The organism is Photobacterium sp. OFAV2-7 (assembly GCF_022347985.1).
GTDB lineage: Bacteria > Pseudomonadota > Gammaproteobacteria > Enterobacterales > Vibrionaceae > Photobacterium.
In genome coordinates this window covers 1-2,750 of the sequence record NZ_JAKRFQ010000720.1, presented here as the reverse complement: position 1 = coordinate 2,750, position 2,750 = coordinate 1, and the positions used below count along the sequence as shown (strand labels likewise).

Below are 2,750 nucleotides of genomic sequence, written 5' to 3'. Positions count from 1 at the left end.
TTTGCCCCGTATCCAGGATTAGCCGGGCCGTTGTTTACCGGAGCGATGGCGACGATTGCTGAGCGCTACCGACATGGCCGCAAGGCAATGGACAGTATTTATAGCGGAGCTGGGATATTTTGGATTGTCGGGTTTATGGCCTTATTTGCGCTGCCATTAATCACCTTGTTCAAACCTGTATTGCCAATTGCTTTGTCTATTACTTTGCTGATCACCGGATACCTGTGTATTTCGGTGGGTGTCGAGCAGGTACGTAATGCCACCCAGATGGGTGTAGCAGGAACTATGGGTGTGGTGTTGGCGGTTTACGGTGCGGGTTTTGGCTTGCTGGCCGGCATTGTTCTTTATCTTCTTATCGAGTGGCGTAGCAAGCGTCAAAGTGCTGATGACACGGTTGAAGAAGAGCCTATTGAAATAGTAGAAAACTAACCTTTTATCACTTTTCTATCAGTTTGAGTTCCGGCTCCAGGCTAGAGGGGGCCGGCTATCAAGGAAGAATACCTATGTCTAAACACAATATTTATGAAATTGGCCTCGATAAAACGCCTGCAAATTATGAAAGCCTCAGCCCGCTTAGTTTCTTAGAGCGTGCTGCCAGTGTGTATCCGGATTATACCGCTATTGTTCATGGCCCTATTGTACGGACATGGAAGGAAACTGAATCACGTTGCCGCCAATTGGCTTCAGCACTTAACAAACAGGGGGTTCGTGAAGGTGATACTGTCTCAGTGGTGGCGCCTAATAGTCCTGAGGTGTTTGAAGCACATTTCGGGGTACCAATGTCAGGAGCTGTGCTAAATGCCATCAATACCCGCCTTGATGCCGATGCGATGGCATTTATTTTTCAGCATGCGGAAAGCAAAGTGGTCATTGTTGATCGCGAATTCACTGACGTTGTGAACAAAGCTTTGAAAATGATCGCTCATAAGCCATTGGTGATCGCCATTGATGATCCGCTATACCAACAGGGCTCACTGATTTCCCCTCTGACCTATGAAGAATTCATTTGCGGCGGTGATGAGGGCTATTTGTACGGACCTCCCGCTGATGAGTGGCAGGCCATTTCATTGAACTATACATCAGGAACGACGGGTAATCCTAAAGGTGTTGTTTACCATCACCGTGGTGCTCATTTGAACGCGGTAAGTAATATCCTTTCATGGGGAATGGGGCAGTTCCCGGTTTACTTGTGGACTCTACCTATGTTCCATTGCAATGGCTGGTGTTTCCCTTGGACCATTGCAGCAACGGTAGGGGTTAGTGTCAGCCTGCGCCATGTGAGAGCCGATGATATTTTTGCAGCTATCCATGAACACAAGGTTACCCATTTCTGTGGCGCGCCGATTGTGCTCAATATGATGAACAATGCTGACGATGCGATGAAGCAGGGAATTGATCATCAGGTCTACGCGATGACAGCAGGATCGGCACCGCCAGCTTCGGTGATTGAAGGCATGGAGGCAATGGGAATAGAGGTGACACATGTTTATGGCCTGACAGAAACCTATGGCCCTTGCGTAGTATGTGACTGGCAAAGAAGCTGGGATAACCTCAGTGGCCGGGAAAAGGCTCGTATGAAAGCCCGTCAGGGAGTGCGCTCACCGATGCAGGGCGAGTTGATGGTCGCCAACCCTGTAACGCTGGAGCCGGTACCCAAAAACGGTGCCGAAATGGGAGAGATTTTCTTACGGGGTAACATTGTGATGAAAGGTTACCTTAAAAATCCGTCAACCACTGACGAGGCATTGACTGAAGGATGGTTCAGAACCGGTGATTTGGCGGTCTGGCACTCGGATAATTACATTGAAATTAAAGATCGCTCGAAAGATATTATTATCTCAGGGGGCGAGAACATCTCCAGTATTGAGGTTGAGGACGTACTGTATCGCCATCCGGGTATTGAGGAAGTAGCAGTGATTGCCATGCCAGATGAGAAATGGGGAGAAGTACCGTGTGCCTTTGTCAAAACCCGTGATGAGTTCGTGCTAAGCCAGGAAGAAGTCATTGATTTTTGTCGCTCGCAGATGGCACATTTTAAGGCCCCTAAGAAAGTGGTTTTTACTCAGCTTCCTAAAACCTCGACAGGCAAAGTACAAAAATATGTGCTGAGAAATCTGGTGCGAGAATAAAGCTTAGGTAACATGTCTCCTGATAGTGTCTTGAAGGAGCAATGGAAAAGGCAATGCCACTATAAGCGGCATTGCCGCAATAAACTGATCAGCGTACATAGCTTGCTGATTGGTTACCTTCGCTCTGGAGCCTTGGGTATTAATTTTCTGATATCAATTACTAACACATCTTTTCAGTAGTTTTGTAGCACATAAATGACTTGGGAGTTCGGTGATAAGGTGCTACGTACATTTGGTCTAATTTATTTTTACCTACCCTATAAAATATCATGTTCTATACTTTTGATTACCTGAGGGATATGTTCTTCTAGTTAGCATTAAAGTCAACTCTAGCGGGGTGATTGGTTGCTTTGGGGTAAAAATGGATAACCGCTTAGTACTAATAAAGATTCTTTCATGGTTGTTCTTGTTTTTCCCGTGGTTTGTTTACGGTGATGCCTTGATCCGCAGTCAGGCAATGAAAGCCAGTACCATTGCTGAATTCTATATTGAAGAGAAGGGGGTTAGGGTTGAGCTTGAAATAGGTTCAAACGCTCTTCCTGTCTTTCGTAATCTGCTTCCGGATCCTGTATATCAGTATTTAGGTTTCGGGCAGACATCTTTTTCAAAGCGATTTAGATC

General features: G+C 46.3%; 2 protein-coding genes and 1 pseudogene. All 3 read left to right on the top strand.

The window, feature by feature from the left end; all coding sequences use genetic code 11:
* Positions 1–429 (top strand): annotated as a pseudogene (locus tag MHN01_RS23540) (hypothetical protein); the annotation flags it as partial.
* 74 nt (positions 430–503) lie between these two features.
* Positions 504–2,129 carry an acyl-CoA synthetase gene (locus MHN01_RS23535; RefSeq protein WP_239413783.1) on the top strand — a complete coding sequence of 542 codons (1,626 nt, stop codon included), beginning with the start codon at positions 504–506 and terminating at the stop codon, positions 2,127–2,129.
* Positions 2,130–2,490: 361 nt separating this feature from the next.
* A partial coding sequence (locus MHN01_RS23530; protein ID WP_239413782.1) for a hypothetical protein occupies positions 2,491–2,750 on the top strand: 260 nt, incomplete at its 3' end.

Excerpts from the sequence above, each read along its gene's own strand:
- MHN01_RS23535 (WP_239413783.1), top strand. The coding sequence starts at position 504 with ATGTCTAAACACAATATTTATGAAATTGGCCTCGATAAAACGCCTGCA.